This window comes from Curtobacterium sp. VKM Ac-1393 (assembly GCF_015350995.1).
In the GTDB taxonomy this organism is placed as follows: Bacteria; Actinomycetota; Actinomycetes; order Actinomycetales; family Microbacteriaceae; genus Curtobacterium.
On the sequence record NZ_JADKRW010000001.1, the window covers coordinates 281,868 to 303,730 of the forward strand.

The following is a 21,863-nucleotide window of genomic DNA, read 5'->3' on the forward strand; positions in this document are numbered from 1 at the left end:
TGCTGTACTCGAGCACCGGCTTCAAGGCCGTCCTGTTCTCGTTCATCGCCGTCCTCGGCATGGCACTGCTGTTCCGGGGCAGGAAGCCCGCGCGGTCGATCGCATTCCTCGGAGCGCCGCTCGCGATCATGGTCGTGTCGGCGGTCGCCGACGAGGTGCAGGGCGGCATCACGTGGACGTCGGTGTTCACGCGCCGGTTCATGCTGACGCCGGGGCTGTTGTCCTCGGTCTACGTCGACTACTTCTCCGACAACCCGGTCGCCCGGTACGGGTACTCGTTCCTGAGTCCCTGGGTCGACTACCCCTACGACCTGCCGCCGCCGAAGCGGATCGCCGACTACCTGGTGCCCGGATCCGTGGGGTACGCGAACGCCAACCTGTTCGCGGACGGTTTCGCGAACCTGGGGTGGATCGGGATCTTCGTCGCCGCTGCCGCGTTGTTCGTCTGGCTCAGGTTCCTCGACCGCGCGAGCCGAGGGCTCCCGATGCGCGTCGCGGCGATGGCGGTGGTGATGCCGAGCATCATGCTGTCGAACACCTCGATCTTCACCGCGATGCTCTCCCACGGCCTGCTGATGGGCACCCTCGTCCTGCTGATCGCGCCACGGAGCGGCTGGGAGCGGGCATCGCCGAGCGGCTCGGCGACGCGACCGCGGACCGCCCGCCCCTCCGCCTTGCCCGCGGAGGGTGCGGTCCCGGAGCGGCGGGCCCGGACGGCTGGCCGCCGGGACCGCACCAAGCCCCACGGACGACGCGCGGCTCAGCCTTCGCGGACGCGGACGACCGCACCGGCTCCGGCGACCACAGCGGTCGTGGTCGCCGCCCAGTCGTTGTCCACGAGCACGAGGTCGTTCGCGGTCTGCCGACAGACCACCCCGTAGACGGTGCCGCTCCCGACGCTGCCTTCGTAGCGGTTGCCCACCATGTGTCCGCGGTTCTCGGTGGCGCGGACGTCGATCGCCACCGACGTGGCTGTGCCCTGCGAACGCAGCCCTGCGATGCGGTTGCGGACGAGTGCGATGGCGTCGTTCGAGTGGTACAGCGAGAGCCCGCGCCGAACGCCGCCGGGCACGTGGTTGTCCGCGATGACGAGTTCCCGGGTGAGGTACAGGAGCACGGCGCCGTCACGGTCGCCGTCTCCGTAGCCCGTCACGGTGTTGCGGAGGATGATGCCGTTGGCGCGTTCGGCGCCGTCGCCGACGGTCTCACCCGCCCCGCGGACGACGATCCCGGACCCCGGACCGGGTGTCGTGCGGTGGACCACGTTGTCGATGACGGAACAGTCGCGCGGGGCGTACTTGGTCGCCTTCGCGTTCGACTCGTCCTTTGAGGGGACGAGAGCGATGCCCACCCGGCAGTTCTCGATCCGGTTGCGGAGGATCTCGATGGACTGTCCACCATGGGTGTCGATGCCTTCCCACGCCGGCACGTCCGAGACGTGGTTGTCGGAGATGACGATCCGAGCGGAGCGCGGCGCACCGTCGAGCCCGGTCGTCGTGGCCCGGACGGCCTCGATGCCGTAGGAGTTCGGGTAGGGCGACGGCTGTGTGATCCGAGCGATCCGGTTGTTGCGCACCATGCCGTCGGTGCACGAGAACATCAAGACGCCGGCGTACCCGATGTCCGCGATGACGGAGTCGGCGACCGTGAAGGCCACACAGTGCTCGAGCAGCACGCCGTCGTGCGCGAATTCCCGGATGTCCGCGCCCAGGACGTGGACGTCGCGGAGCGGTCGCGCCGCGCTGCCGCTGCACCGCACACCCCGTCCGAGTCCGGAGTGGTCCGAGCCCGAACCGCGGAGCTCGGCGCCGATGATGGTGACCCCGGACGCGGTGACGAAGACGAGGTCGATGTCGCGCAGGGTCGAGAGCGAGCCGCCGGCGAAGCGCACCGTCAGGGATCGGTCGATCCGCAGCGGCTCCGTGAGCACCCAGGGCCGGGTCACGAGGAGGACACCGTCCGTGCTCGCGGCGTCGACGGCGTCCTGCAGGCGTGCGACGTCGAGATCGGAGACCGCCAACGACGACGCGGCGGCCGCGGCTGCCGAACGCACGTCGCCGGCGAGCAGCGACGTCGGGATCGCCCCGACGGCACCGACGGCACCGAGCAGTGCGCCGCGCCGCGTGATTGCAGATCCTGGTGTGGCGCGCCGGGTCACCGGCCGACCTGACCCGAGCTCGAGGTGCGGACGGAGCGGGATTGGCGGAGTGGAAGAACCATGGTGCGAAACTACGATCGCGCTCTCGCGCAAGCGAGTTCTCCACATGTTGCATACCGAGGGCGCGCTACATCGGGCTCTTCGGTGCGGTGCCGGCATCGTGGATCCGGGCTGCACGGAGCACGAGCACGAGGACCACTGCGTAGGAGAGCGACATCGCTGAGGCGAGCGTCACGAGCACGACCGGCATCGGTGCCCCGAGCGCGGACGGCACGAGCACTGCAGTGGCGCTGAGGACGAGCCGCACGACGTCCCAGGTGAGTTGCGCGCCCTGACGGTGCACCATCGACAGCACCTGCGTGACGGGCGACGCTGCGACCTGGATCGCGAACGCCGGCACGAGGATCTGAGCGTACGTGCCCGACACCGCCCACTCCGATCCGAACACGGTCGAGAACACGGCGGGTCCGAGGACCACGACGACGAGCGCCGCGAGCGCGCCGGCGGTCGCCAGCCGGACGACGAGGCGCACCACGAGGTGTCGCACCGGATCGCCCGAACGGATCCGCAGACCGAACGCCCCGGCGGCGTACTGCGCGGTCGCGTCGGCGATCATGCCGACGGGGGCCCCGAGCACCCGCATCGTGAGGGCGACGAAGCCCGCGGCGACGCTGCCGTGCACCGCCGCGATCAGCAGGCCCGGGGCCTGCTGCCCGATGACGTTCAGCATCGAGGACCACGGCGTGATGACGAGGAATCGCCGGTGGTGACGAGCGGCGGCTGAGAGCGTGCGAGCGGAGAGCGGCGCACCGGTGGTCCGTCGGAGCCTCGCCATCCCGAGCAGCGCTGCGATCCGGCCGACAGCCAGACCGCCCACCAGACCGATCGGACCGGCCGCGGCCATCGCCAGGTTCCAGACCGACTGTCCGATGCCCTGGCACGCGTTGCGCACGGCGATCGACCGGTGCTGCTGCCGCCGCGCGAGCACGGCTGAGGCGATCCGTTGCGCCCCCACGACGACGACGGTCACCGGGATCGTCCACCACAGGTCCTCGAGTGCCGGTGCGGTGAACCACCGTGCCGCATCTTCTCGGAGCGCCCAGGTCACCCCTGCGGTCCCGGCGCCGACGGCCAGCGTCGCGAGCAGCCCCAGCACGACCAGCGACCGGGTCGTCACCGTGTCGTGCGCGACGAGCACGGCGCGGTCGGTGCCGAGCGTCGCGCCGGCTCCGAGGATGCTCGCCACGGCCGTGACGACCGCGAGCGTGCCGAAGTCCGACGGGGTGTAGAGCCGTGTCAGCAGTGGTGAGATCGCCACGACGAGCCCCTGCCCGAAGACCGTGCCGACGAGGATCGTCGCGATCGCCGGGAAACGCCGTCGTGGCGAGGGGCGCACCGCGTCAGGCCGTCGGGAGGACGGCGGGAGCGCCGATCGCCGTCACGGTGGTCGACGTCCACCGGTCGACGTCCAGCACCCGGCGCCCGTCGACGACCGTCCGGACACCCGGAAGACGGGATTCGTCCCACGTGGCGTACTCGGCGTGGTCGGCCTGCACCACCGCCGCGTCCACCGGTTCACCGTCGACGTGCGGTTCGAAGCCCAGGCGGCGCAGCTCGTCGTCGGAGTAGAGCGGATCGGACACGGTCACGAACGCGCCGTGAGCACGAAGTGCGTCGACGGTGCCGAAGACCCCGGAGAACGCGGTCTCCTTCACCCCGCCACGGTAGGCGGCACCGAGGACGACGACACGCTGACCCGGCAGGTCACCGTGCAGGCGCTCGAGCACGTCGACCGCGTGCGCGGGCATGGCTGCGTTCCGCTCACGAGCAGCCCGGACGACCGTGGCGTCCGGGTCGTTCCAGAGGTACAGGCGCGGGTACACGGGGATGCAGTGACCGCCGACCGCGATACCGGGCCGGTGGATGTGGCTGTAGGGCTGGGAGTTGCAGGCGTCGATGACGGCGGCGATGTCGATCGCGTGTCGCTCGGCGAACCGCGCGAACTCGTTGGCCAGGGCGATGTTGACGTCGCGGTAGGTGGTCTCGGCGAGCTTGGCGAGCTCGGCAGCCTCGGCCGTGCGGAGGTCCCACACGCCGTTCGGCTGGCCGAGGTCGTCGCGCTCGTCGAACTGCAGGACTGCCTCGTAGAAGGCCCGGCCGCGGGCCGACCCCGCGTCGGACAGGCCACCGACGAGCTTCGGGTAGCGCCGCAGGTCGGCGAACACCCGCCCGGTCAGCACGCGCTCCGGGGAGAACACGACGTGGAAGTCCTGTCCCTCGACGAGTCCGGATCGTGCTTCCAACCGGGGTGCCCACCGCCCGCGGGTCGTGCCGACCGGCAACGTCGTCTCGTACGCGACCAGGGTGTCGCGTCGGAGGTGGTCGCCGATCGTGTCGGTCGCGGCGTCCATCCACCCGAAGTCGGGGGTCCCCTCGTCGTCGACGAAGAGCGGCACGACGACCACGACGACGTCGGCAGCGGGGATCGCGTCCGCAGGATCGGTGGTGGCCCGGAGACGCCCCTCGCCGACGACGTCTCGCAGTCCGTCGGCGAGGCCGTACTCGCCCGGGAACGGCTCCGTCGCGGCGTTCACCGCGTCGACCACACCGGTCGCGACATCGAGACCGGTGACGCGAGCACCGGATCGGGCGTACTGCACGGCGAGCGGGAGGCCGATCTTGCCGAGACCAACGACGACGACGTTCATGCTGCTGCTCCTTCGATGTGCGTGCTGAGCTGCACGGTCTGCTGGCTGCGCGACGATTCGAGGACCGCTTCGGCGACGAGCACCGTCCGGAGGCCGTCGCGGAGGGTGACGATGTCGGACGAGCGCCCGAGGACGGCGTCACGGAAGGCCTCGTGCTCCACGACCAGGGGTTCACGCTTGGGGATGGCGAACCGGGTGCTCGCGCCCTCGGAGACCCCGCGGAACGCAGCGACCTGGTCCCACTCGGTCAGGATGGTGCCGTTCTCGTGGAACGTGAGGTCGGCATCGAGGGTGTCGGCGACGAACGCCCCACGCGCCCCGGTGACGATCATCAGGCGTTCCTTGAACGGCGTGAGCCAGTTGACGAGGTGTGAGGTCAGCGTGCCGTCGGTCAGGCGTCCGGTGACGGTGACCAGGTCTTCATGGGGCCGACCGCTCTTCGTGCACGCCAGCGCCCCGATGTGCGCGAACGGTGCACGGGCGATCCACGATGTGGCGTCGATGTCGTGCGTGGCGAGGTCCTTGACCACGCCCACGTCGGCGATGCGAGCCGGGAACGGCCCCTGCCGACGCGTGGCGATCTGGTACACGTCCCCGAGTTCGCCGGCGTCGAGCCGCTGCCGGAGAGCCTGCAACGCTGGGTTGTAACGCTCGATGTGCCCGACAGCGCCGACGAGGCCCGCCTTGTCGAAGGCCTCGACCAGGCGCCCGGCGGCCGGCCCGTCGACCGCGACCGGCTTCTCGATGAGCGCGTGGACCCCGGCGGCGGCGAGCTGCAGCCCGACCGACTCGTGGTGCGCGGTCGGCACCGCCACGACGGCGGTGTCGATCCCGATCGCGAGGAGGTCCTCGACCGTCCGCACCACCGGGACGCCCTGCGCGGAGTCGTGCACGTCGCCCATGGCATCGGCGACCCCGACGAGTTCGACACCCTCGAGGGAGCGCAGGACGCGCGCGTGGTGTCGTCCCATCATGCCGAGACCGATGACGCCGGCTCGGAGCGCGGCGCTCATCGGCCGGCTCCCGCGAGCGTGTTGACGGCCTCGACGACGCGGTCGAGCTGGGAGAGTGTCAGGGTCGGGTACACGGGCAGTGCGAGGACCTCGGACGCCGCACGCTCGGTCTCGGGCAGGTCGAGGTCGTGTCCGAACGACGGGAGCCGGTGCACCGGCGTCGGGTAGTAGACCCCGGTACCGATGCCGAACTCGGAGCGCAGCGCGGCCGCGAAGCCGTCCCGGTCGGACGGCACCCGGACGACGTACTGGTGGAAGACGTGCTCGGCTCGTGGGTCGGTGGTCGGGGTGACGACGCCGTCGAGCTCGCGGGTGAAGTAGGCCGCGTTCGCCTGGCGCTGAGCGGTCCACCCGAGCACCTTGCGGAGCTGGACCCGTCCGATCGCGGCGTGGATGTCGGACATGCGTGCGTTGAAGCCGACGACCTCGTTCGCGTAGCGCTGTTCCATGCCCTGGTTGCGCAGCAGCCGGAGCAGACGGTCGACCGACGGCGTGCGGGTGGAGACCATGCCCCCCTCGCCCGCGGTCATGTTCTTGGTCGGGTAGAGGCTGAACGCTGCTGCGTCCGATCCACTGCCGACTCGCGCGTCGGCCCAGCGGGCACCGTGCGCCTGTGCCGCGTCCTCGACGACGAGCAGGTCGTGCTCCTCGGCGATCTGTGCGATGGCGGTCATGTCGGCAGGGTGGCCGTAGAGGTGGACCGGCATGATCGCGCGGGTGGACGAGGTGACGGCGGCACGGACGGCGATCGGATCGACGCAGTAGGTCAGTGGATCGATGTCGACGAACACCGGGTCGGCGCCGACGAGGCGGACCGCGTTCGCCGTCGCCGCGAAGGTGAACGACGGGACGATGACCTCATCGCCCGGGCCGATGCCCAGGGCGACCAGCGCGAGGTGCAGTGCAGCGGTACCGCTGTTGACCGCGGTGACGGAGGCGCCCTCGACGAGTACGTCGCCGAACTCGCGCTCGAAGGCCGCGACCTCCGGGCCCTGGGCCAGGCCGCCCCCTTCGAGGACGGCGTCCACGGCACGGCGTTCCTCGATGCCGATGAGGGGCTTCGCCGCGGGGATGAGTTCGAGTGGGGTGGTCAACGGATCGCCTCGATCGTGTCGGTGGTCTCGGAGTGGAGGAAACGGTCACCGGTCTCGGTGCAGACCAGCGTGTGGTCGTCGACCTGCGCCAGCCGTCGGCCGGTCCGGCTCACCCAGCCGATGCGGCGAGCCGGGACGCCTGCGACGAGGGCGTGGTCTGGGACGTCGTGGACGACGACGGCGCCGGCCGCGACCATGGCCCAACGCCCGATGTGGATCGGGGCGACGCAGAGGGCCCCGGCACCGATGGACGCGCCGTGTTCGACGACGACCGCGGTGGGCCGCCAGTCGTCGGCGTCCTGCACGGACCCGTCCGGGTTGATCGCGCGGGGTGTGTTGTCGTTGGTCAGGACGGCACCCGGACCGATGAAGACGCCGTCGCCCACGACGGCCGGGCCGTAGACGAGGGCGCCGTTCTGGATCTTGCAGCGGGCGCCGATCTGGACTCCGGCCCCGATCGTGACGCCGCGGCCGACGAGGGTCTCGGTGCCGACGATCGCCTGTGCCTCGACGTGGGTGTCGTCCCAGACTCTGGCGCCGGCTGCGACGGTGGCCGAGCTCGAGACGACGGCAGCCGGGGCGATGAACGCGGTCGGGATGGTCGGTTTCGGGGTCATGGATGCGCTTCCGGATCAGGCGCGGCGGGACCTCCGCTGCACAATCACCATACGATATTTCGGTACGGAATATCAAGTGCGATTCCGTCACTCGTGCCGGGTGTGTGCCCCGCCGGCCCGTTGCACGCCATGCATCCGCCGGTAGTGTCGACCCGTGCGATGGAGTCGAGTGAACTGGCCGTCCGTGGGCTACGTCTCCCTCGAGGACTTCGACGGACAGCGGGAACACGTCGCCCGCGTGCTCGAGGACGCTCCCCCGGCCGTCGCCGCGCTGCTGACCGTCAAGTGGACCGACTCCCGCATCGCACGGTGGGACGTCGAGCACCCGGACCTCGCACACCCGGACGACGACGACGATGACGACGACACCGGCACGACGGTCGACCTGCCCGGGCACGGCGTCCCCGACCCGGTCGTCGTGCACATCGAGGTGATCGTCCGCAACGACGAGGTGCTCGACACCCCCGACGGCCTCTGGCGCCGCTGGAACCACGCCAGGGTCACCCTCCGGCTCCGTGACGCGGTCGTCGACCCGCCGCACACCGACCCCACGGCACTGCTCGCCGGCGACGCGCACGTGCTGCGCGGCGAGCTGGAGTACCTGCACGAGCTCGACCAGTGGGAACTCCGGCTGCTCGTGTCCCCGGTCGGCGAGGTCGCGATCCGCTTCCGGAGCGTCCGCGTCGCCATCCGCAGCGTCCCCGAGTCCGTCTACTCCGACCTCGACCGACGTCCGGCCCGCGGCTGGCACGGTCCGGTGCCGGACGGATGGGTCGAGTACGCCACCGAGGTGGTGCGTGCCGCCGCGTACGGCGACCTCGGCGGCCTGCACCTGGCCGACGACGCGAGCGACGTCGACGACGTCGACCCGCGCTGGGGCTTCGCCCCGCTGCACGCCGCCGCCTGGTTCGACCGGCCCGAGATGCTCGAGGAGCTCCTGCGACGCGGCGGCTCGGTCCAGCTCACCGACACCGAGGGACGGACGCCGCTGACGCTGGCGATCGACCGCGACGCCCGCCGGGCCATCGACGTGCTCGTGGCCGCCGGCGCCGACCTGGAGGCCCGGGACAGCGACGGCAACACCCCGATCGTCCGCGCCGCCTGGGGTGGCCACGCCGCGATCGTGCGCTCGCTCGCCGCCGCGGGTGCGGACAGCAGGGCGCTCGGCTCGCGCGGCGCGACCCTGCTGATCGCCGCGGTCGACTCCGGCCACCTGGACACGGTGCGGTCGGTGCTCGCGCTCGACGTCGACGTGAACGCCCAGGACGACGAGGGATCGACAGCCTCCGACCGCGCAGAACTGCTCCGCGACCGTGCGGTCGCGGAGCAGTTGGCGCAGTACTACTCGGGGAGCTGAACGAGCGGGCGGATCACTCCGCCGTCTCGATGGCGTTCGCCTGCGCGACCTTGCCGTACCAGTGCGCGGACGGCTTCGGGGTGCGCTCGAACGTCTCCGGGTCCCACGACACCAGGCCGAAGGTCGGTCGGAAGCCGGACGCCCACTCGTAGTTGTCCAGGAGCGACCAGTGCTGGTACCCGAGGACCTCGATGCCGTCGTCGATGCAGCGGTGGATGCCCTCGAGGGCGCCCTGCGTGTACGCCTGCCGACGAGTGTCGTCGGCCGTGGCGATGCCGTTCTCGGTGATCATCAGCGGCACGCCGCCGGACAGCTCCCACGCGCTGCGGAGCCCGTCGGCCGAGGCCTCGGGGTAGAACTCCCACCCGGTCAGGGTCGTCTCGACGTCGTCCGCCACGGGCAACGGACCGGAAGCGCCGATGAAGGTCCGGGTGTACGCCTGCACGCCGAGGAAGTCGTCGCCTGCGGCGTTCTCGAGGTACCAGTCGTCGCGGGGGTACCCGTACTCGCGGAGCATCGCGTCCGCGCCGGGCTCGCCGGAGGACTTGAACGCCTGGGTCGCGATGGTCCACCCGGACTGGAGGCCCGCCACCTGTCCGAGCACCTCGCGCGACCGCTTGTGGCTGGCCAGCAGGGCGTCGGCGACGCCCAGGTCCGGGTTCGGCAGGCCGTAGGCCACCAGGTTCGCCGCGTCCTCGCCCCCGGCGAGCATCGCGGCGATGTTCGGCTCGTTGATCGTGCAGACGTACCGGACGCCGTCGGACACCACGGGGAGCGCGGCTTCGGTGTAGCGGGCGAACAGGTCGGCGGCGTCGGGTGCGCGCCAGAACCCGTCGCGCTCGAACCAGCGCGGCACCGTGAAGTGCATGAGGGTGACGATCGGCTCGAGGCCGAACTCGTGGCAGGTCTCGACCATGCGCCGGTAGTGGTCGACCTCGGCGCGGCTGACGAACCCGCGCTCCGGCTCGATGCGCGACCACTCGATGCTGAAGCGGTACGAGTTCAGCCCGAGCTCGGCGGCGATCCGGATGTCGTCGCGGTAGCGGTGGTAGCTGTCAGCGGCGTCACCGGAGGGCTCGACGATGGTGGTGTCCGGCTCGTGTTCGTGCACCCACCAGTTCGAGTTGACGTTGTTGCCCTCGATCTGGTGCGCGGCGGTGGCGGCGCCCCAGAGGAAGCCGTCGGGGAAGTTCAGCGTGGTGATGATGGGTCCTTTCAGTGCTGGCTCAGGAAGGCGTCGAAGACGGCGACGGTCCCGAGCGGGTTCTCGACCTGGGGGCCGTGGTAGCTCTCGGCGATCACCTCGTACGACGCACCGAGACGCGAGGCCATGTCCGCCTGCCACGGGATCGGCCAGGCGCCGTCCCAGATGCCGTGCGCGACGAGGACCGGCAGTCCGGTCGCGCGCAGTTCGTCGGTGGTGTCGGTGCGGTCCTCGAGGATCGCTGCGCCGCCGAGCACGTTGAGCACGCTCGTGTGGTCGAAGCGCTCGCGGACCATCCGGGCGTCGTCGGGGAGCTCGGCGTCGGGGCGGCCGGCCCAGAGCGGGTTCTGCGCGTCGAACAGCGCGCGGTTCGAGCAGGTGTCGGCGACGATCGTCTTCTCGGCGGCCTTGCGGTGCAGCCACCCGTGCGGACCGGAGCAGAACATCGTCACGTCGCGGAACGACGCCGGCGAGGCGATGGCAGCGGCGCGGACGATCACCCCGCCGAGCGAGTGCCCGATGAGGTGGACCGGGGCGCCGTCGTCGAGCAGCGCGGCGACGCGGACGACGTCGGCTGCCTCGTGGTCGAGTGTGTAGGCCGTGCGGTCGTCGGGCGCGACCGAGTCGGCCTGTCCACGTCGGCTGATCACCACCGCCGACCACCCCGCGTCGCGGAGGAGCGGCAGGAAGGTGCGCCAGTCCTCCTTCGACCCGGTGTACCCGGGCACGATGAGCACGACGCCCTTCGACACCCCCTCCGGCACGATCCGGTACGCGGTGAGGCGGCCGATCGGCAGGTCGACACCCACGACGTCGACTCCGGCAGGCGTCGGCAGGTGGCCGAACGCCGGGACCGTCGGGAAGTCGTGGAGCGTCGTCACAGCCGGCCCTCCGCCAGGGCGCGTCGGGGGTTCGGCACGGCGTCGAGCAGCGCGATCGTGTACGGGTCCTGGGGGTTCTGCAGCACCTCGGCTGTGTGACCCCGCTCGACCACGGCACCCTCGTGGAGCACCATGATGTCGTCGGTGATCAGGCGCGCGCTGAGCAGGTCGTGCGTGATGTACAGCAGCGAGACGCCCCACTGCTCGCGGAGGTCCTCGAGCAGGGCGAGCACGCCGGCGCGCAGCGTGACGTCGAGCATCGAGACCGGCTCGTCGGCGATGATCACCTGCGGGTCCGACGCCAGTGCCCGGGCGATGACGACGCGCTGCCGCTGCCCACCGGAGAGCTGGTGCGGGAGCTTCTGCGCGAACTGCTCCACCGGGGTCAGCCCCACGGTGTCGAGCAGCTCGAGCACACGACGGCGGGCGTCGCGGCCCTTGAGCCCCGTGTAGTTCGCGATCGGGCGCGACAGCGTGTACTCCACCGTGTGCAGCGGGTTGAGCGCCGCGTACGGGTCCTGGAACACCATCTGCACCTCGGACCGCAGGTCGCGCAGGCCGCGCTTGCCGAGGCGCGCGACGTCGAGGTCGCCGAACCGGACGGTGCCGGTCGTCGGCTTCTCGACCCCGGTCAGGAGCTTCGCGATGGTCGACTTGCCCGAACCGGACTGGCCGACCAGGGCGAGCGACTGCCCGGGCTCGAGGGTGAACGACACGTCGCGCACCGCACGGACGGGCTGCTCGCCGCGGCGCGGGGCCGGGTAGGTCTTCACGATGTTCGAGACGACGATCGGGTTCTTCGCCGCCGAGCGCTCACGCGACCCGACGGTGCTGAACGACGACGTGGTCTCCTGGCGCTTCTCACCGGAAGCAGCACGCTGCGACCGGTCCGGGAACCCGGGCAGGGACACGACCTCGGCACGCGGGTCGGCGTAGTGCGAGAGCAGCATCTGCGTGTACTCGTCCTGCGGGTTGCGCAGGAGCTCCTTCGAGCCGCCGTCCTCGACGATGCGTCCCTCGTGCATGACGAGCACGCGCTCGGTGGCCTCGAGCACGATGCCGAGGTCGTGGCTGATCAGGATCGCCGTGAAGCCCTCGGACTGCTGCAGCTCGATGATCGTGTCCATGACGGCGTGCTGCACGAGCACGTCGAGGGCCGTGGTCGGCTCGTCGAACACCATGAGCTGCGGTTCGAGCGACAGGGCGAGGGCGATCGAGACGCGCTGCCGCATGCCGCCGGAGAGCTCTCCGGGGAACCGGGCGAGCATCGACGTCGGCAGCTTCACCTTCTCGATGAGCTCCTTCATCCGCGCGTCCCAGCGGTCGCGCGACACGTGGCCGTGCGCCTTGAAGACGTCGATGAAGTGGTTGCGGATGGTGCGGACCGGGTTGAGGGCGTTCATGCCGGACTGCAGCACCATCGCGAAGCCGCCCTGACGCTGCTGCCGCAGTGCTTCCTCGCCGAGGTCGCGGATGTCGTGGCCGTTGAAGACGATGCTGCCGCCGTTGGTGCGCGCCGGCGGCTTCTGCAGGCGGGTCAGCGCGTAGCCGAGCGTCGACTTGCCGGAGCCGGACTCGCCGACCAGGCCGACGAACTCGCCCTTCCGCAAGCTGAAGGACACGTGGTCGACCGCCTGGACAGCCTCCTGGCCGGCCGATTCGTACACGACCGACAGGTCGCGGACGTCCAGCAGGACGCCCTGGGCGTCACCACCGTCGGACGGGAGGCCCGTGGCGGCGCCGTCCCGCGCCTCCAGGCCGTCATCTGCGTACGTTCGCGAGCCGCTCATGCGGTCGCCTCCTTGCGCTTCGGGCGCGCGCCTTCGCGCAGCCGCGGGTTGGACACGGCGTCGACGCCGAAGTTGATCAGGGTGAGGCTCATCGCGAGCAGCGCGATGCAGAGACCGGGCGCGAAGAGCAGGATCCACTGGCCGGTGAGCAGCGCGTTGGAGTTCTGCGCCCAGTAGAGGATCGTGCCCCAGCTGACGATCGACGAGTCGCCGAGCCCGAGGAACTCGAGGCCCGCCTCGGCGAGGATCGCGCTCGTGGCCGCTCCGAAGAACGAACCGACGATGAGCGACGTCATGTTCGGCAGGATCTCGCGGAAGACGATGCGGGTCGCGCCCTCGCCGGAGAACTGCGCCGCCGTCACGAAGTCGCGGCCGCGCAGGGACTGCGTCTGGCTGCGCAGGACGCGTGCGCCCCAGGCCCAGCCGGTGACCACGATCACCGCGATGATGACCGCGATGCCGCCGTTCTGCAGGTACGCCGCGATGACGATCATCAGGGGCAGACCCGGGATGACCAGGAACAGGTTCACGATGAAGCCGATGACCTCGCCGATCCAGCCGCGGACGTAGCCCCAGCTGAGGCCGATCGCGACGGCGACGAGCGTCGACAGGATGCCGGCGACCGCACCGACCATGACGGAGATCCGTGCGCCGAAGATGATCTGCGACAGCACGTCCTCGCCGGCGGCGGTGGTGCCCATCCAGTGGTCCGGTGTGGCGTCGGCGCTCCGTGCGAACCCGTTCTGGCTCGCGCCGTAGGGGGCCAGGAGCGGGGCGAAGATCGCGACCAGCACGAACACCGCGAGGATGATGATGCCGATCCGGGCCTTCGAGTTCGACCAGACGACGCCGAACTGGCGGGCGATGCTGCGCCAGCGGGACGGGGCGGTCTGCTCGTCGTGCTGGGTGCGGACGGCGACGGTCGCGTCGCCGGCGTTGGGGGTTGGGGTGCTCGTGTTGGTCATCGACGCGTCCTCGGGTCCAGGACGCCGTACATGACGTCCACGATGAAGTTGGCGATGAGCACCGACACGGTGATCATCAGGAAGAGGGCCTGCATGAGCGGGTAGTCCTGCCCGATGACGGCGTTGAACAGCAGGTAGCCGATGCCCGGGTAGCCGAACACCTGCTCGACCAGGACCGAACCGCCGACCACGCCACCGAGTGCCAGACCGAAGCCGGTCAGGTTCGGCAGGATCGCGTTGCGGGCCGCGTAGCGGACGGCCACGGTGCGGCCGCGCAGACCGTTCGCCTCGGCGAACGTCACGTAGTCGTCACCGAGCGTGTTGATCATCGCGTTGCGCATGCCGATGATCCAGCCGCCCAGGCTCGTCACCAGGATCGTGACGGCCGGCAGGACCGCGTGCTGCAGGGCGTCGCCGAAGAACGGTGCGTTCAACCCCGGTGTCGTCGTGGCCGAGTAGGCACCCGTGGTCGGGAACCAGTGCAGCACGTAGCCGAGGAAGAACAGCAGGAGCAGGGCGGTCCAGAAGTACGGGAACGTCGACATGAACGAACCCGACAGCGTCGGGAGCGAGTCGAGCCAGGTGCCGCGCTTCCACGCCGCCGCGACACCGATCAGGGTGCCGAGCACGAACGCCAGGATCGTGACGACGCCGACCAGGATCAGCGTGTACGGCAGGGCCTTCGACACGAGGTCGCCGACCGGCTGCGGGTAGAACGTGTAGCTGACGCCGAAGTCGAGCGTGACGACCTGGTGCAGGTAGCTGACGTACTGGTCCCACAAGTTGCCGGTGGGCACGCCGAGCTGGGCCTCGATGGCCTTCTTCGTGGCCTCCGTGACGGGACCGTTCTGGCTGAGCTTCGCCAGGGCGGCGTCCGACGGGCTGCCCGGCATGAGGCGCGGGAGCACGAAGTTCAGCGTGACCGCGGCCCAGAGGGTCAGGACGAACAGGACGAGTTTCTGCAGGATGTACTTCACTTCTGGTCCCCCTGCGCCTTCTGCTCCTGCAGGATCTGCTTGCCGGCTGCGCTGTCACGGAGCCGCAGCTTCGTGAAGATGAGCAGCGGCGCGGAGTCGTAGTTCTGCGGTGCCATGTACGGGTCCTTCGCGGTGGGCCAGCCGACGAACTTGCCGGTGTTGAAGAGGCCCCAGAGTCCGCCGTAGTACATGCCGATGACGGGCAGGTCGTCGTAGACGATCTCCTGCAGCTGGTTCAGGATCTCCTGCTGCTTCGCCGTGTCCGTCGTGGCCTTGTACTCGTCGAGGAGCTTCTGGGTGTCGGCGTTCTTGTACCGCTCGTAGTTGTTCACCGTCGACTTGCCGACCGGCTGGTAGAAGTCGCTGCTGAGCAGGGAGTTGAACGCCTGGTAGACGTCGCCGTTGCCCATGCCGCCCATCGCCATGTCGAACGTGCCGTTGTTGATGTTCTGCTGGTACCCGGCGGGCTGCGGGGCCTGGATCGTCACCTTGATGCCGATGGCCGTCAGGGAGCGACGGACCTCTTGCGCGGCGCGGAGCCAGTCCGAGTAGCCGTTCGCGGTCATGATGGTGATGGACAGCTGCTTGCCGTCCTTCATGATCTTGCCGCCCTGGTCGGTGTACCCGGACTTCGCGAACGCGGCCTTCGCGGCGTCGACGTCCTGCGTGATCATGCCCTGGTCGGGGATGTCCGGGTTGAGGTACTGCTCCTGGTTCGGCAGGATCAGACCGGTCTGGCCCGCTGCCGTCAGGTTGCCCTCGGACGCGGTCTCGGCGATGTCGTCACGGTTCAGCGCGAGCGAGATGCCCTTGCGGACGTTGACGTCGTTGTACGGCGCCTTCGTCAGGTTCGGGATGAGGCCGATCACGCCGCCGGCCGGGAACCACCACTGGTTCGTCTTCGACGCGGCACCCCAGGTGCCCTTGACGTCGGAGATGAACGAGTACGCCCAGTCGTAGCCGCGGGTGACGGTGTCGAGCTGCGTGTTCGTCGCCGGCAGGATGAGGTGCTTGATGGCGATCTTGTCGGCCTGCCAGTACGTCGGGTTCTTGTTCATCGAGTACTGCTGGTCGGTGTAGTTGCCGAGCACGAACGGGCCGGTGCCGACCGGGTTCGGGTCACGGAACGTCGTGGGGTCCTTCACCCCGCCCCAGTGCTGCTCGCCGAGGATGTACGTCGCGCCGATGATGTTCAGGCTCGGCACGTCGTCGCTCTTGAGGTGGAAGACGACGTGGTCGCCGTCCTGCTCGATGCTCTTGATGTGCTGCCAGGCGCCCTTGACGTCCATCGCCGGGAACTTCTTCAGCAGGTCGAACGTGAAGACGACGTCCTTCGCCGAGAACGGCGAGCCGTCGGACCACTCGACGCCCTGGCGGATCGTCATGTCGATCGTGCTGGCGTCCGGCTGGCTCCACTTGCTGGCCAGCCACGGGGTGCCCTTGCCGTCGAGCGGGTTGATCTCGATGAGCGGCTCGTACATCCACTTGGAGGCCGTGCGGGCGTTCGCGATGTACGGGTTGAAGTTGCGGTCGAACAGCGGGTTGCCGCGGTCCGCGTTGATGAGCATCGTGTCCTTGCCGATGGTGGGATCGGGTTCGGATCGGACCTGGATGCTGCAGCCGGTGGCCATGAGGGCCACGACTGCGAGCCCGGCGATGGCCGCGACGAGGCGGCCTCGACGTCGGGCGCCGTTGCGCTGTGGGGGAAGCGTCATTGCTCGGTCGACCTCCGTGTCGAATCGGTACTGGGTCAATGTATGCGCTTACATCGCGGCGCGCAACACCGGGTTTTCGTGCCGGGGTGGCACGGTGCGCGGGGCCGTCGGGCGGCGAGCGTCGCACGGTGCGAGGGGCGTCGTGCATGGTGCGAGGTTCCGTCCGTGGTGCGAGCTCGCCAGGCCCGCACCGAACACGGAACCTCGCACGGGACACTCGCGGCTCGCACGGTGCGAGGGCGAGCGAGCGACGCGCGTCACAGCGCCGGCGGGCAGCTCTCGCGCAGCAGCACCTCGACGGGCAGGCGGACGGCGCGCGGCGGTCCCTCGCGGTGGTCCAGCCGATCGACGATCGCGCGCACCGCCGCACGTCCGAGCTCCCCCATCGGCTGGTGCACCGTGGTGAGCCGCGGCGACGAGAAGCGCCCGGCGTCGATGCCGTCGAAGCCGGTGACGACCACGTCCTCCGGCACACGCAGCCCCAGCGCCACGGCGGCGTCGAGCACCCCGAGCGCCGACTGGTCGTTCGAGCAGACCACGGCCCGGGGCACGTCGCCCGACAGCAGCGACGCCGCGAGTTCCCGCGCACGCGCCCGACCGAAGTCACCGTGCACCACCCGGACCGACGACGCCGGCACTCCGTGGTCCGCCAACGCCGACCGGAAGCCCGTCGAGCGCTCCATGTCGTCCGGCGAGTCGATCGGCCCCGCGACGTACGCGAGCGAGCGGATGCCGAGCCGCCCGATCACGTGGGACGCGAGCGTCCGCATGCCCGCCGTGTTGTCCACGCTCACCGAGTCGAAGCCGTGCGACCGCCGGTCGTCGGCGAGCACCACCACCGGGATGCGCCGGGCGACGTGCTCGAGCAGGTCGTCCGGCACGGTCTGCGCCAGCACCGCGAGGCCGTCCACCCGACCGGCGACGTCGTTGACGATCACGTCGCGCGAGGACCCCCGGCCCGCGGCGACCATGAGCGCGAGACCGCGCTGCCAGGCTTCGACCTCAGCACCACGCAGGACCTCGTCGAAGTACAGGTTCGACGAGAACGGCTGCGTCACGTGCCGCCGGTCGTCAACCACGCGGACGCCACCGTCGGTGACGAGGTCGGGCCGCTCGTCGGGCACCACGTCGAACCCGGGCAGCAGCAGCCCGACGACGCCGGTGCGCTTGCCGGCGAGGGCGCGGGCGTTGCCGGAGGGGACGTAGCCGAGGCTGCGGATCGCCGCCTGGACGCGGTCGCGGGTGCCCTCGCGGACGGCGTCCGGCGTGCGGAGCACGCGCGAGACGGTCGCGATCGAGACGTTCGCGGCACTGGCCACGTCGTAGACCGTGGGAGGTGCCGTGCGTGGTGCAGCCAAGCCGTGCCTCCCGTCCGACGTCCGCTGGGTCGCACCGTGGCGGCGCGGCCGCACCATCCTAGGCATGCTCGGCGGCGCGACCTCTCCACAGGTGTGCAGATGCCTTGCGACGACGGACGCGGGCGCGCGAGACTGTTGCGACCTCAGTACGTCCCGTGAGGAAGCGCACCGGCGGGCAGGATGCCCGCGAACACCACGATGCCCACACACAGGGGAAGGACACCGACATGTCACAGGCGACACGATCCGGAAGCAAGCTGGCGAACCGCGCGAGCCACGACGAGGCCGAGGTGCGCGACGCGCTGCTCGACCGCACCGACGGCAGCGGCGGCGCGACGTTCGACCAACTCGACGCGGCAGAGGAGCGTCCGGACCGCCCGTAGCGGGTCACGTCCGGCGTGCCTGCGGCGCATCCGGGAGGCCCGGCTCGGCAGCTCCTGCCGGGTCGCGGCCGGACGCGGTCGCGTCCACCGCGCCCACTGCGTCAGCCGCGTCAGCCGCGTCAGCCGACGTTGGCCGACGTTGGCCGACGTTGACCGACGTTGGCCGGATCAGCGCTCGGCGGCCCCGATGATCGTCATGCCCGCGCCGCGCAGGCGTCGTCGCTCTTGGGCGATCCAGCCGAGCAACCGGTCGTTCGTGCCGGCGACGTGCGCGGCGACGAGGTCGGCCGCACGGTCGGCGTCCCCGTCGCGCACGGCGTCGATGATGGCGCTGTGCTCGTCCCAGGCGGCGTCGCGGGCCTCGGGCGTGCGCACCTCGATCCACCGGGTGCGCTCGAGACGGGTCAGGGCGTCGGCGATCGCGTCGGTGACGAACCGGTTGCCGCCGAGCGCGGCCAGGTCGAGGTGGAACGTCGAGCCCATCCGGATGCCGGCCTGCTGGTCCGGCGTCGGGCGCAGGGCGTCGAGGTGGCCACGGACCTCGGCGAGCTGCTCGGCACTCGCTCGTGCGACGGCGAGCCGGACGGCGGCGGGTTCGAGCACGCCACGGAGCTCGGCGAGCGAGGCGATCTCGTCGAGGTCGATCGGGGTGACCGTCCACGAGCGGCCCTCGTGCAGGATGAGCCCTTCGCGCTCGAGCCGCGACAGTGCGGCGCGCACGGGGGTCCGAGAGGCATGGAAACGCGCCTCGAGACCACGCTCCGAGATGCGTTCCCCCGGCGCGATGTCGAGCGTCAGGATCGCCGCGCGCAGGTTGTCGTAGAGCTGGGCCGTCTGCGACACCGGGGTTGCATCGGTCGTCTCGGTCACGGCACGCAAGCCTAGTAGCGGTCGGGCGGGAATGGTATACCGTTCTGGTATACCAACTGCTTCCGACGCGAAACGATGCGACCGCATGCGAACCCCGAGCCCGACCACGACCACCGCGACCCCGACCACCAGCACGATCGGTCCGCGTGCGTGGACGATGCTCGCGCTCGGGGTCGCCGCGCAGGCCGCCGGCACGCTCGTGGTGACGACGCCCGCCCTGCTCATCCCGTACCTGCACGCGAACGGCATTTCCCTGACCGTCGCCGGCGTGCTCGCCGCCGCACCGACGTTCGGCATGGTCCTGACGCTCATCGCCTGGGGTGCGATCACCGACCGGTTCGGCGAGCGGCTCGTGATCGCCGGCGGGTTGGTCCTGACGACCCTCGCGGTCGTCGGCGCCTGGCTCGCGGCGGGTGACCCGGTGCTGCTCGGCCTGGCGTTCCTGGCGGCCGGCATGACCAGCGCTTCGACGAACGCGGCGAGCGGCCGGGTGGTCGTCGGGTGGTTCCCGAAGGAGCGGCGTGGGCTGGCCATGGGGATCCGGCAGATGTCGCAGCCGCTCGGGGTCACGCTCGCGGCGGTCACGGTCCCGCAACTCGCCGAGGGGTCCGGCATCCGGGCAGCCCTCGTCCTGCCGGTCGTCCTCTGCGCCGTGCTCGCGGCCCTGTGCGCCATCGGCATCCAGAACCCGCCACGGCCGGCCCGGAACACGGCACCGGCTGCGACGACGGCGAACCCGTACCGCTCGAGCGGCTTCCTGTGGCGGATCCACGCGGTGTCGATCCTGCTCGTGGTGCCGCAGTTCACCCTGTCGACCTACGGGTTGGTGTGGCTCGTCGGCCTCGGCTGGTCGACCCCGGCGGCGGGACTGCTCGTCGGGGCGTCGCAGTTCGTCGGCGCGATCGGTCGGATCCTGGTCGGGGTGTGGAGCGACCGAGCGGGCTCGCGGGTCGGACCGCTGCGGGTCGTCGTGGTGAGCGCGGCCGTCGTGATGGGCCTGCTCGCCCTGGTCGACGTCACGCACCTGGCCGCCGGGGCCGTGTTCCTGGTCATCGCGACGAGCGTCACGGTGGCGGACAACGGCCTGGCCTACACGTCGGTCGCCGAGGCGGCCGGGCCCTTCTGGTCCGGCCGGGCACTCGGCACGCAGAACACCGGGCAGTTCATCGCGGCGAGCGCCGTCGGTCCGGGCATCGGCGCCCTGGTCACCGCGCTCGGGTTCGCGGCGTCCTTCGGCATCGTGGCCGTGCTCCCGCTGCTGGCGCTGCCGCTGGTTCCGCGCGCGGACCGTTCCCACGACTGACACGCGCGGTGCTGAGCCGCCGAGGTTCCACGACTCGCCGCACACGGTTCACCGAGGTTCCGATGAACCGCGGCGCGAGCCCCGAGGTTCCGAGATTTCGGAACCTCGGGGGCTCGGGGCTCGGAACCTCGGGGCTCGCACGGCTCCGCGAACTACGCGGGGACGACCGGGCCGACGGGCCAGCGCAGCAGCGCGGCGGCGGGAGCACCCCCGGGCAACGACGCGGCGTTGACGAGCACGAGCTCGGCATCGGTCAGCACCGCGGCCCGCACGAGCGCGCACACCGCCGGCACCGCACCGATGACCGGCGTCCCCGCTGCCTGCTCCGGAGCCGTCGCGACCCACGGCGCCCCGGCGAGCGCGAGCAGTGTGCGGTCCCCGATGGCCACGGCGTCGAGCGCGACCGTCGCACCCTGGGCCTGCTGCAGTGCCTCGACGACGGGTCCGAGGCCGGTGACGACCTGGTTGTCGCCACGGCCGACGTGTGTGCGCAGCGCGTCTTCCAGGTCGTGGCGGCGGGTGGCGACGACGCGGGCGAGTGCGGTCTCGACGTGCTCGACGAACGCCTGCTTCGAGCCGGCGTCGGCACGTGGGTCGCCCGGGAACACCGAGACGAGTGCGCGGGTCTCGGACGAGAGCGCCTTGACCAGCAGCTCGCGCGCGGTGACGTCCCCGGCGACGACGACCAGTCCGGGGCGGATCGTCCGCACGGCCTCGTCCACGGCGGCAGCTGTCTCGGAGGAGTTCTGCTTCCAGATCTCCTCGGTGTGCTGCTGCCAGTGCGGCTGCTTCCACCCGGTGCCGGCCTTGGCGTAGTGCAGGGTGTCGTTCCGGCCCGCCACCTGCTGCTCGGACGCGTCGGCTGCGACCGGGGCGTGCCCGAGGCGGTAGGCGCGGAACGCCCCGCCCTCCTTGCCGGCATGGACCACCAGGAACGGCAGGTCGACGGGACGGTGTGCGACGAGCGGCACGAGGTCCGGCACGGCTCCGACGCCGACCGACTCCGCTCCGTGCACCTGCCCGGGCAGCACCTCGCTCAGCACGACGACACCGTCGTGCACGAGCACGTACCGCGCGACGGGTGACGGGACGCCGGGCGCCTGTTCGAACTCGCCGGCGATGACGTCCACCACGTCGTCGGTCGCTCCCTGTGCGCGGAGTCCCTCTTCCACACCGCGGAGCTTGAGCGCCGCCTGTCGTCGGGGATCCTCGATGTTGCCGGAGACGTCGGCGTAGGCCCAGGCCCAGTTGCCGCCGCCCTCCAGTCGCTCTCCCAGGATCCGGTGCAGTTCGCTCGTCGCGTTGGTCGACGTCATGGCAGCTCCTCTCGGACGGTTGCCGGAGCCGATGAGCCCCGGCGCTCTCACGTGCGACCACACTCCACCTCGCCGCCACCGGGCGTCCACAGTCGGGAGCGAACACCCAGGCGCGAAACCACACCGACGCTCGGTTCTGTGGTTGGCTGAACCG

At 70.8% G+C, this 21,863-nt stretch carries 18 protein-coding genes; 3 read left to right on the forward strand and 15 right to left on the reverse strand.

Features of this window, described 5'->3' with window-relative positions; translation table 11 throughout:
• Nucleotides 1–760: 760 nt before the first annotated feature.
• The 6 genes from ITJ59_RS01295 to ITJ59_RS01320 form a co-directional block, all read right to left on the reverse strand.
• Nucleotides 761–2,158 carry a right-handed parallel beta-helix repeat-containing protein gene (locus ITJ59_RS01295; RefSeq protein WP_194649346.1) on the reverse strand — a complete coding sequence of 466 codons (1,398 nt, stop codon included), beginning with the start codon at nt 2,156–2,158 and terminating at the stop codon, nt 761–763.
• Nucleotides 2,159–2,285: 127 nt separating this feature from the next.
• A complete protein-coding gene (locus ITJ59_RS01300; RefSeq protein WP_194649347.1) occupies nt 2,286–3,554 on the reverse strand; it encodes a lipopolysaccharide biosynthesis protein in 1,269 nt (422 codons plus the stop codon).
• 4 nt (nt 3,555–3,558) lie between these two features.
• A complete protein-coding gene (locus tag ITJ59_RS01305; RefSeq protein WP_194649348.1) occupies nt 3,559–4,866 on the reverse strand; it encodes a nucleotide sugar dehydrogenase in 1,308 nt (435 codons plus the stop codon).
• Entirely contained in the window at nt 4,863–5,879 is a 1,017-nt protein-coding gene (locus ITJ59_RS01310; protein WP_194649349.1) for a Gfo/Idh/MocA family protein, read from the reverse strand. Before ITJ59_RS01310 ends, ITJ59_RS01305 begins: the two co-directional genes overlap by 4 nt.
• On the reverse strand, nt 5,876–6,973 hold the full coding sequence (locus ITJ59_RS01315) for a DegT/DnrJ/EryC1/StrS family aminotransferase (RefSeq protein WP_194649350.1): 1,098 nt from the start codon (nt 6,971–6,973) through the stop codon (nt 5,876–5,878). Before ITJ59_RS01315 ends, ITJ59_RS01310 begins: the two co-directional genes overlap by 4 nt.
• Nucleotides 6,970–7,590 carry an acyltransferase gene (locus tag ITJ59_RS01320; RefSeq protein ID WP_194649351.1) on the reverse strand — a complete coding sequence of 207 codons (621 nt, stop codon included), beginning with the start codon at nt 7,588–7,590 and terminating at the stop codon, nt 6,970–6,972. Before ITJ59_RS01320 ends, ITJ59_RS01315 begins: the two co-directional genes overlap by 4 nt.
• A 154-nt stretch (nt 7,591–7,744) precedes the next feature.
• Here ITJ59_RS01320 and ITJ59_RS19505 point away from each other — a divergent pair, with 154 nt between their 5' ends.
• Nucleotides 7,745–8,947, forward strand: coding sequence for an ankyrin repeat domain-containing protein (locus tag ITJ59_RS19505; RefSeq protein ID WP_194649352.1), 1,203 nt, complete (start codon nt 7,745–7,747; stop codon nt 8,945–8,947).
• A gap of 13 nt (nt 8,948–8,960) precedes the next feature.
• Here the strand turns inward: ITJ59_RS19505 and ITJ59_RS01330 are convergent, their stop codons facing one another.
• From ITJ59_RS01330 to ITJ59_RS01360, 7 genes are all read right to left on the reverse strand, one after another.
• Nucleotides 8,961–10,154: a glycoside hydrolase family 1 protein gene (locus tag ITJ59_RS01330; protein ID WP_416354851.1), complete on the reverse strand. Its 1,194-nt coding sequence runs from the start codon at nt 10,152–10,154 to the stop codon at nt 8,961–8,963.
• 8 nt (nt 10,155–10,162) lie between these two features.
• Entirely contained in the window at nt 10,163–11,032 is an 870-nt protein-coding gene (locus tag ITJ59_RS01335) for an alpha/beta fold hydrolase (protein WP_194649353.1), read from the reverse strand.
• Nucleotides 11,029–12,822, reverse strand: a complete 1,794-nt coding sequence (locus ITJ59_RS01340) for an ABC transporter ATP-binding protein (protein ID WP_228510739.1) — start codon at nt 12,820–12,822, stop codon at nt 11,029–11,031. The genes ITJ59_RS01335 and ITJ59_RS01340 overlap by 4 nt, the downstream gene beginning before the upstream one ends.
• Nucleotides 12,819–13,787: an ABC transporter permease gene (locus tag ITJ59_RS01345; RefSeq protein ID WP_194649354.1), complete on the reverse strand. Its 969-nt coding sequence runs from the start codon at nt 13,785–13,787 to the stop codon at nt 12,819–12,821. The genes ITJ59_RS01340 and ITJ59_RS01345 overlap by 4 nt, the downstream gene beginning before the upstream one ends.
• Nucleotides 13,784–14,764: an ABC transporter permease gene (locus tag ITJ59_RS01350; RefSeq protein ID WP_194649355.1), complete on the reverse strand. Its 981-nt coding sequence runs from the start codon at nt 14,762–14,764 to the stop codon at nt 13,784–13,786. Before ITJ59_RS01350 ends, ITJ59_RS01345 begins: the two co-directional genes overlap by 4 nt.
• On the reverse strand, nt 14,761–16,479 hold the full coding sequence (locus ITJ59_RS01355) for an ABC transporter substrate-binding protein (protein WP_228510741.1): 1,719 nt from the start codon (nt 16,477–16,479) through the stop codon (nt 14,761–14,763). Before ITJ59_RS01355 ends, ITJ59_RS01350 begins: the two co-directional genes overlap by 4 nt.
• A gap of 257 nt (nt 16,480–16,736) precedes the next feature.
• Nucleotides 16,737–17,798: a LacI family DNA-binding transcriptional regulator gene (locus ITJ59_RS01360; protein ID WP_323749361.1), complete on the reverse strand. Its 1,062-nt coding sequence runs from the start codon at nt 17,796–17,798 to the stop codon at nt 16,737–16,739.
• 266 nt (nt 17,799–18,064) lie between these two features.
• Between ITJ59_RS01360 and ITJ59_RS01365 the strand changes: the two genes are divergently transcribed.
• A complete protein-coding gene (locus ITJ59_RS01365) occupies nt 18,065–18,220 on the forward strand; it encodes a hypothetical protein (RefSeq protein ID WP_194649357.1) in 156 nt (51 codons plus the stop codon).
• A 168-nt stretch (nt 18,221–18,388) separates the two neighbouring features.
• On the opposite strand, the gene ITJ59_RS01370 is transcribed toward ITJ59_RS01365, so the two are convergent.
• A complete protein-coding gene (locus ITJ59_RS01370) occupies nt 18,389–19,090 on the reverse strand; it encodes a GntR family transcriptional regulator (protein ID WP_323749362.1) in 702 nt (233 codons plus the stop codon).
• Between the two features lie 85 nt (nt 19,091–19,175).
• Here ITJ59_RS01370 and ITJ59_RS01375 point away from each other — a divergent pair, with 85 nt between their 5' ends.
• A complete protein-coding gene (locus ITJ59_RS01375) occupies nt 19,176–20,393 on the forward strand; it encodes an MFS transporter (protein WP_194649359.1) in 1,218 nt (405 codons plus the stop codon).
• Nucleotides 20,394–20,545: 152 nt separating this feature from the next.
• Here the strand turns inward: ITJ59_RS01375 and ITJ59_RS01380 are convergent, their stop codons facing one another.
• Nucleotides 20,546–21,709 (reverse strand): hypothetical protein, encoded by a 1,164-nt coding sequence (locus ITJ59_RS01380; protein WP_194649360.1) that lies wholly within the window; start codon nt 21,707–21,709, stop codon nt 20,546–20,548.
• Nucleotides 21,710–21,863: the final 154 nt, after the last annotated feature.

Bases quoted from the DNA above. Each gene is read 5' to 3' on its own strand.
- ITJ59_RS01355 (WP_228510741.1), bottom strand. From the start codon at position 16,479: ATGACGCTTCCCCCACAGCGCAACGGCGCCCGACGTCGAGGCCGCCTC.
- ITJ59_RS01340 (WP_228510739.1), bottom strand. From the start codon at position 12,822: ATGAGCGGCTCGCGAACGTACGCAGATGACGGCCTGGAGGCGCGGGAC.
- ITJ59_RS01345 (WP_194649354.1), bottom strand. From the start codon at position 13,787: ATGACCAACACGAGCACCCCAACCCCCAACGCCGGCGACGCGACCGTC.
- ITJ59_RS01310 (WP_194649349.1), bottom strand. From the start codon at position 5,879: ATGAGCGCCGCGCTCCGAGCCGGCGTCATCGGTCTCGGCATGATGGGA.
- ITJ59_RS01320 (WP_194649351.1), bottom strand. From the start codon at position 7,590: ATGACCCCGAAACCGACCATCCCGACCGCGTTCATCGCCCCGGCTGCC.
- ITJ59_RS01380 (WP_194649360.1), bottom strand. From the start codon at position 21,709: ATGACGTCGACCAACGCGACGAGCGAACTGCACCGGATCCTGGGAGAG.
- ITJ59_RS01375 (WP_194649359.1), top strand. From the start codon at position 19,176: ATGCGAACCCCGAGCCCGACCACGACCACCGCGACCCCGACCACCAGC.
- ITJ59_RS01365 (WP_194649357.1), top strand. From the start codon at position 18,065: ATGTCACAGGCGACACGATCCGGAAGCAAGCTGGCGAACCGCGCGAGC.
- ITJ59_RS01305 (WP_194649348.1), bottom strand. From the start codon at position 4,866: ATGAACGTCGTCGTCGTTGGTCTCGGCAAGATCGGCCTCCCGCTCGCC.